Origin of the sequence: Streptomyces sp. WAC06614, from assembly GCF_003949795.1 — a bacterium.
GTDB lineage: Bacteria > Actinomycetota > Actinomycetes > Streptomycetales > Streptomycetaceae > Streptomyces.
This window is the reverse complement of sequence record NZ_RPRY01000318.1, coordinates 1-7,688: the sequence shown is the minus strand read 5'-3', so window position 1 is coordinate 7,688 and position 7,688 is coordinate 1. Positions and strand designations below refer to the sequence as shown.

Below are 7,688 nucleotides of genomic sequence, written 5' to 3'. Positions count from 1 at the left end.
ACCTCGTCTCCAGAGAGACGGGGTATCAACATATCTGGCGTTGATTTTTGGCACGCTGTTGAGTTCTCAAGGTGCGGACGCTTCCTTCGTTCCCGTTTCCGGGCCCTCCGGGCGCTTCCTTCGTTCTTGCGTTTCCGACTCTATCAGATCTTTCCGGACCCGATTTCCTCGGCGCTTTCCGGGGATTCGCTTGGCGTTTCCCTTTCCGGCGGTCCCGACTCTATCAGCGATTTTCCGTCTTCCTGACCACCGTGCTGCAGACATGAAGACGTGCAGACATGATCGAAGGATCAAGATCAATCGAGGATGAGTTGGGGTGCCTGCCGCCCGCGGTTCATACGTGATTCACGTGCCCGGGGAGAGGCAGGACTCACGACAGTACACCTCCCGCGGGAGCCGGGCAAATCGATTCAGGCGTATGGTCTAGTCCACCGGTCTAGTCCACTAGTCTCCGTGCCTAAGGGCCAGCCCGGCTAGGTACCAACATCGGGCGAACCCGTACATCCTCTGACATATCCTTCTGAAGAGTACGCCGTCCGCGACAGGCAGTGACGGCGGCGCGACGAAGCCCCACCTCTGGGAGGCCCCCCATGACCAGCGTGACGTCCCCACTCGCCGGGCGCGCCATCGGACTCGCGGCAGTGCCGGATCCGGTGTTCTCCGGCGCCATGGTGGGTCCGGGCACGGCGATCGACCCCGTCCGTGAGCCTTCGGAGGCCGTGTCCCCCGTCGACGGTGTGATCGTCTCCCTGCATCCGCACGCGTACGTGGTCGTGGACGGTGAGGGGCACGGTGTGCTGACCCACCTCGGCATCGACACCGTGCAGCTGAACGGCGAGGGCTTCGAGCTGCTGGTGAACAAGGGGGACACCGTCACCCGTGGTCAGGCCGTCATCCGCTGGAACCCCGCAGCCGTGGAGGAGGCCGGCAAGTCGCCGGTCTGCCCGGTCGTCGCACTGGAGGCCACCGCCGACTCCCTCGGTTCCGTCCGTGAGGACGGCGAGGTCAAGGCCGGCGACGAGCTGTTCAGCTGGGCGTGACGCTGCCGCCGGGGCGTGCCGGCGGTTCGGACATCCATCGCGGCGGGCGGGCCCGCCGCTCTATCGGAGACGGTGAAATGGAGACAACGCTGCGAGGCGTCGGCGTGAGCCATGGTGTGGCGATCGGCGAGGTGCGGCACATGGGTACGGCGGTGCTGGAACCGCCGGCCAAGCAGATCGCCGCCGAGGAGGCGGAGCGTGAGCAGGGGCGCGCCCGCCAGGCCGTGAGTGCCGTGGCCGCGGATCTGATCGCGCGCGGCCAGCTGGCCGGTGGTGAGGCCCAGCACGTGCTGGAGGCCCAGGCGATGATCGCCGAGGACCCCGAGCTGATGGCGGACGTGGACCGCCGGGTCGCCGTGGGCAGCACGGCGGAGCGGGCCGTGTACGACGCGTTCGCCGCGTACCGCGAGCTCCTCGCGGGCGCCGGTGAGTACATGGCCGGCCGGGTGGCCGACCTCGACGACGTGCGCAACCGGATCGTGGCGCGGCTGCTGGGCGTGCCCATGCCAGGTGTGCCGGACAGTGACGAGCCGTACGTGCTGATCGCGCGGGACCTCGCCCCGGCGGACACGGCGCTGCTGGACCCGGCGCTGGTGCTGGGCTTCGTGACCGAGGAGGGCGGGCCGACCAGCCACAGCGCGATCCTCGCGCGGGCGCTGGGTGTGCCGGCCGTGGTGGCGCTGCCGGGGGCCGGCGAGCTGCCCGAGGGCACGGTCGTCGCGGTGGACGGCTCCACCGGTGAGGTCTTCGTCGACCCGACGCCGGAGAAGCGGGCGGAGCTGGAGGCGGCGGCCGCCGAGCGCAAGGCCGCGCTGGCCGCTTCGTCCGGTCCGGGCGCGACCTCCGACGGTCACAAGGTGCCGCTGCTGGCCAACGTCGGCGGACCGGCGGACGTGCCGGCCGCGGTGGAGGCGGGCGCGGAGGGTGTGGGGCTGTTCCGCACCGAGTTCCTGTTCCTGGACGACAGCAAGAAGGCGCCGTCCGAGGAGAAGCAGATCGAGTCGTACCGCAAGGTGCTGGAGGCCTTCCCCGAGGGGCGGGTCGTCGTGCGGGTGCTGGACGCGGGTGCGGACAAGCCGCTGGACTTCCTGACCCCGGCCGACGAGCCGAACCCGGCGCTGGGCGTGCGGGGTCTGCGGACCCTGCTGGACCACCCGGAGGTGCTCCGGACGCAGCTGACCGCGCTGGCCAAGGCCGCCGAGGGGCTGCCGGTGTACCTGGAGGTCATGGCCCCGATGGTGGCCGACCGCCGGGACGCCAAGGCGTTCGCCGACGCGTGCCGGGAGGCCGGGCTGCGGGCGAAGTTCGGTGCCATGGTGGAGATCCCGTCGGCCGCGCTGCGGGCCCGGTCGATCCTCCAGGAGGTCGAGTTCCTGTCCCTGGGCACCAATGACCTGGCGCAGTACACCTTCGCCGCGGACCGTCAGGTGGGCGCGGTCTCGCGCCTGCAGGACCCGTGGCAGCCGGCGCTGCTGGACCTGGTCGCGCTGTCGGCCGAGGCCGCCAAGGCGGAGGGCAAGAGCTGTGGCGTGTGTGGCGAGGCCGCCTCGGACCCGCTGCTGGCGTGTGTGCTGACCGGTCTGGGCGTCACCTCCTTGTCGATGGGTGCGGCGTCGATCCCGTACGTGCGGGCGACGCTCGCCAAGTACACGTTGGCGCAGTGCGAGCGGGCTGCGGCTGCGGCGCGGGCCGCGGACTCCGCCGAGGAGGCGCGGGTGGCCGCGCAGGCGGTGCTGTCCGGCGAGTAGCCGACCGGGGCCGGCGCCAGCCCGGCCCGGCACCTGCCGGCGCGACCCGCCTGCCCGTCCCCCGAGGGGCCCTCGCCTTACGGCGAGGGCCCCTCGGGCGTTCCCGGCGCTCGGGTGCACCCCGAGGCCAGGGCGCCCCGGGCGTTCCCGGGGCCCGGGCGCCCGCTCGGCCGGCCCGCCCCGGGACCGGGGCGGGCGGCGGCCGCAGCCCCGGCGGCGCAGGAGGCCGGGCCCGGCGCCCCGAGGAGCGGCCGGGGCCCGCAACCCCGACGGTGTCGGGAGCCCGACCGGCCAGCCGCGCCGGGGCCGGGGACGGACGGGAGCCGCAGCCCCGGCGGCGCGCCTGGCCGGGGCCCGGCGCCCCGAGAGCTGGCGGGGCCCGCAACCCCGGCGGTGTCGGAGCCCGACCGGCCAGGCGCACCGGGGCCGGGGACGGACGGCGGCCGCAAGCCCGGCCCCGCGGCGGCGCGGAGAGGCCGGTCCCCGGCGACCCGAGAAGCGGCCGGGGCCCGCAACCCCGGCGGTGTCGGAGCCCGACCGGCCAGGCCCGCCGGGGCCGGGGACGGACGGCGGCCGCAAGCCCGGCCCCGCGGCGGCGCGGAGAGGCCGGTCCCCGGCGACCCGAGAAGCGGCCGGGGCCCGCAACCCCGGCGGTGTCGGAGCCCGACCGGCCAGGCCCGCCGGGGCCGGGGACGGACGGCGGCCGCAAGCCCGGCCCCGCGGCGGCGCGGAGAGGCCGGTCCCCGGCGACCCGAGAAGCGGCCGGGGCCCGCAACCCCGGCGGTGTCGGAGCCCGACCGGCCAGGCCCGCCGGGGCCGGGGACGGACGGCGGCCGCAAGCCCGGCCCCGCGGCGGCGCGGAGAGGCCGGTCCCCGGCGACCCGAGAAGCGGCCGGGGCCCGCAACCCCGGCGGTGTCGGAGCCCGACCGGCCAGGCCCGCCGGGGCCGGGGACGGACGGCGGCCGCAAGCCCGGCCCCGCGGCGGCGCGGAGAGGCCGGTCCCCGGCGACCCGAGAAGCGGCCGGGGCCCGCAACCCCGGCGGTGTCGGAGCCCGACCGGCCAGGCCCGCCGGGGCCGGGGACGGACGGCGGCCGCAAGCCCGGCCCCGCGGCGGCGCCGGAGGCCGGGGCCCGGGCGCCCCGAGGAGCGGCCGGGGCCCGCGACTCTGGCTGCGCCGGGATGCGGGGCGAGCGCGCCCCGGGGCAGGGCGCGGGACCGCAGCTCCGGCGCGGCGCCGGGACGCCGGGGTCGGGGCCGGTCCGGGCCTCAGTGGTGGGGGCCCGGGGGGTCGACCTCGAAGCCTGGGCAGTAGTCGACGCCTGGTTCGGGGGCCACGGGTTCTCCGGTGTCGGCGTCGGTGCAGTAGGCGTTGAAGACGGCGGCCGCCGAGAGCGGGATGAGGCGGCCGCCGGCCAGGCGCCAGCCGTGGACGCGGTCCTTGGCGCCGGGGCTGCTGCAGCGCAGCACCAGGCCGCCGGGCCCGCCCAGGGCGATGCCGGCGGCGAGGACGGTCACGAGGTCCAGGCCGTCGCGCCCCCGGATCCGCGGCCCTGTCCCCGGGGCGGCGGAGGTGTCGGCGTGCAGGACGGCCACGAGCTGCTCGTCCTTGGTCGGGATGCTGCACACGATGTGGTGGTGGCCGGGGCCGCCTTGTGCGAGGAGGCGCTCCAGGATCAGGCCGGCCCGTTCGAAGGAGGCCTGGCCGATGTCCTCGCCGCATTCGGCGCAGGCGCCGAGACCGGCCAGGAGCAGGGTGGCGTACTCCCAGGTGGCCTGGCGTACGGCTTCGTCGACGAGGAGCGGGGCCAGTTCGTCGATGGGCTGCCCCGTGTAGGGGACGGCGGTGCCGGCGCCGCCCAGCTCCGCGGTGAAGCGGGTCCGGGACGCGGGGGTGTCGGGGTCGAGGCCCTGGTCGACGCAGAAGTCGGCGAAGTCGTCCGGGTCGAAGAGGGCGACGGTGGTGTGGATGCCCTGGGCGGCGAGGGACCGGAGGAGGGCCTCGACCTGGTGGAGGTAGTCGCGGTGGTCCTCGAAGGTGAAGCTGCGATAGCCGCGCATGGCCGCGAAGTCCTGGGCATCGGCGAGCAGACCGACGGTGCTGGGGACTTCGCTGCGCAGGCGGTGTCGGGCCCGGGCTTCCCGGCGCTCCCCCGAGGTCCGGGCTTCCCCGGCGGGCCGGGGTGCCCGGGCCGGGCGGGGCTTGCCCCGCTCCCCCGAGGCACCAGGCTCCCCGGCGGCCGAGGGCTCCGCCGGCCTCCCCTGCTCCCCCGGGTGCCGCGGCCGGGCCGGGTCGCCCGGGTTGTGGTGGTCCCTGTGGTGCTTCGGCATGGTTCCCCCTGAGTGAGCGTCGCGCTTCGGAGCGTCGGTCGATGCTCACTCAGAGTAGTTGCCGCCACTGACAGTCACCCCTCGCGGCGGGTGCGGGCCAGGTTCTCGTAGAAGGGGAGGAGGTCGATGTTGTCCACCGAGCCCGGGTTCACGGCCTTGGTCAGGGGGGTGCCCTGGAGGAGGCGCTTGATCGGGACCTCGATGCGCTTGCCCGTGAGGGTGTGCGGGATGGCGGGGACCTCGATCACCTCGTCGGGGACGTGCCGCGGGGAGAGCTCGGTGCGGATGGTGCTCTTGATGCGGTCGAGGAGGGCCTGGTCCAGGGTGGCGCCGGGGGCGAGCTGGACGAAGAGCGGCATCCAGTAGCCGCCGTCCGCCTCCTCCAGGCCGATGACCAGGGACTCCTTGATCTCGGGGAGCCGTTCGACGGCCTCGTAGATGTCGGCGGAGCCCATCCGGACGCCCTGCCGGTTGAGGGTGGAGTCGGAGCGGCCGTGGATGACCACCGAGCCCCGGTCGGTGAGCGTGATCCAGTCCCCGTGGCGCCAGACTCCGGGGAACATCTCGAAGTAGCTGTCGCGGTAGCGGCTGCCGTCGGGGTCGTTCCAGAACCGGATCGGCATCGACGGCATGGGGTTGGTGACGACGAGCTCGCCGACCTCGCCGGTCAGCGGCTTGCCGGAGGGGTCCCAGGACTGGAGGTCCACGGCCAGGCTGGGGGCCTGGAGCTCTCCGATGTGGACGGGCAGGGTGGGCACGCAGCCGGCGAAGCAGCTGCACACGTCGGTGCCGCCGCTGACGGAGGCGATCCACAGGTCGTCGGCCACCTCGTCGTGCAGCCAGCGGAAGCCGTCGGGGGGCAGCGGGGAGCCCGTGGTGGCCACGCACTTCACGGCCGAGAGGTCGAAGTCGCGGCGCGGGTGGACCTCGGCCTTCTTGCAGGCCATGACGTAGGCGGCGGAGGTGCCGTAGAGGGTGGCGCGGGTGCGTTCGGCGATGCGCCACTGGGCGCCGGTGTCGGGGTGGCCGGGGCTGCCGTCGTAGAGGACGACGGTGGTGCCGGTGAGCAGGCCGGAGACGAGGAAGTTCCACATCATCCAGCCGGTGGAGGTGTACCAGAAGAACCGGTCCGCGGGCCCGAGGTCGCAGTGCAGGCCGAGCTGCTTGAGGTGCTCGACCACGATGCCGCCCTGGGACTGCACGATGGCCTTGGGCAGGCCGGTCGTCCCGGAGGAGTACAGGATCCACAGCGGGTGGTCGAACGGGACCGGCTCGAAGACGGGTTCCGCGTCGCCCGCGACGAGGTCGGACCACAGGAGGGCGCCCTCGGGGGCGGGCGTGCCGAGCAGCGGGATGTGGACGACGGCGCGCAGCGAGGGCAGCTCGTGGCGCAGTTCGGCGACGGTCTCGCGGCGGTCGTGCTCCTTGCCGCCGTAGCGGTAGCCGTCGACGGTGAAGAGGACGACGGGTTCGACCTGCTGGAATCGGTCCAGGACGCTGCGGGCGCCGAAGTCGGGGGCGCAGGAGGTCCACACGCCGCCGACGGCGGCGGTGGCGAGCAGCGCGACGACGCCTTCGGCGATGTTGGGGAGGTAGCCGCTGACCCGGTCGCCGGGGCGTACGCCGAGGGCGCGCAGCCGGTCGGCGAGCGCTCCGACCTGGCGGCGGAGCTCGGCCCAGGTGACGGGGACGATCTCGTGGGTCTCGTCCACGCAGAGCAGGGCGGCCTCGGCGGCGCGGGCGGGGTCCTCGCCGGCGCGCAGGGCGTGCTCGGCGTAGTTGAGGGTGGCGCCGGTGAACCACTGGGCGCCGGGCATCGAGCGGTCGGCGAGGACCTGCTCGTAGGGGGTGGTGAAGCGGACGTCGAACCACTCGGCCAGGGCTCGCCAGAAGGTGTCGAGCTCCTCGACCGACCAGCGGTGCAGGGCCGGGTAGCCGCCGTCGGCGGGGGCGCCGTGGTGCTCGGCGGCCCAGGCCTGGAAGCGGGTGACCGCGGCGGCCGCGATCCGGTCGGGTCCCGGTGTCCAGAGGGCTTCCGGCGTAGGGGCTGAGGTCATGGCGGGCTCCCGGGTGCGTCTGCGGCTCGCGCGTCGTGGGCGGCGTCGGGGTCGGATGCGGGGTCGTGCGGGGTCGGATTCGACGGATGTGCGTAGGTTGGCACCGTGCGAGGGGTGGTGCGCGGCGGCTCACAGGGGACCATGCCATGTGATCGAGATCCGCACCAGAGGTGTCGGGGCCGGTCCCGTGTGATCCATTTCTGGGTGAACGACAGTTGAACGCAGCCCGTTCGGCCCGCGGCCGGTGGCAGTCTGAGCAGCATGAACGGTCGTGATCTGGTGCGTGCGGTGACGGACTTCGGGACGGCGCGCGGGCGGCGCGCCTGGCGTGCGGCCCTGCGCCACCGGCGCACGGACGCGCTCGGGCTGCCGCCGCGCGGTCCCGAGCGGGCCCGGGTCCCGGGTGCGCTGACGGGCGCGGAGCCGCGGCCGGGCGGGGGCGTGCTGCGGTTCGCGCGCTCCGAGCTGCTGGTGCGGGTGACGGTGGGCGGGGCCGTGTTCTGGGGCTGGGAC

4 protein-coding genes and 1 pseudogene are annotated in these 7,688 nt (G+C 74.7%); 3 read left to right on the top strand and 2 right to left on the bottom strand.

The window, feature by feature from the left end; all coding sequences use genetic code 11:
- Positions 1-590 precede the first annotated feature (590 nt).
- Entirely contained in the window at positions 591-1,040 is a 450-nt protein-coding gene (locus tag EF918_RS29205; protein WP_125651935.1) for a PTS glucose transporter subunit IIA, read from the top strand.
- Positions 1,041-1,117: 77 nt separating this feature from the next.
- Positions 1,118-2,788 (top strand): phosphoenolpyruvate--protein phosphotransferase, encoded by a 1,671-nt coding sequence (gene ptsP, locus EF918_RS29200; RefSeq protein WP_125651934.1) that lies wholly within the window; start codon positions 1,118-1,120, stop codon positions 2,786-2,788.
- A 1,268-nt stretch (positions 2,789-4,056) separates the two neighbouring features.
- Here ptsP and EF918_RS29195 read toward each other — a convergent pair.
- Positions 4,057-4,848, bottom strand: a complete 792-nt coding sequence (locus EF918_RS29195; RefSeq protein ID WP_260610792.1) for a hypothetical protein — start codon at positions 4,846-4,848, stop codon at positions 4,057-4,059.
- A 344-nt stretch (positions 4,849-5,192) separates the two neighbouring features.
- A complete protein-coding gene (locus tag EF918_RS29190; RefSeq protein WP_125651933.1) occupies positions 5,193-7,175 on the bottom strand; it encodes an acetoacetate--CoA ligase in 1,983 nt (660 codons plus the stop codon).
- A gap of 261 nt (positions 7,176-7,436) precedes the next feature.
- Here EF918_RS29190 and EF918_RS29185 point away from each other — a divergent pair.
- A pseudogene (locus EF918_RS29185) lies at positions 7,437-7,688 on the top strand (glycosyl hydrolase); the annotation flags it as partial.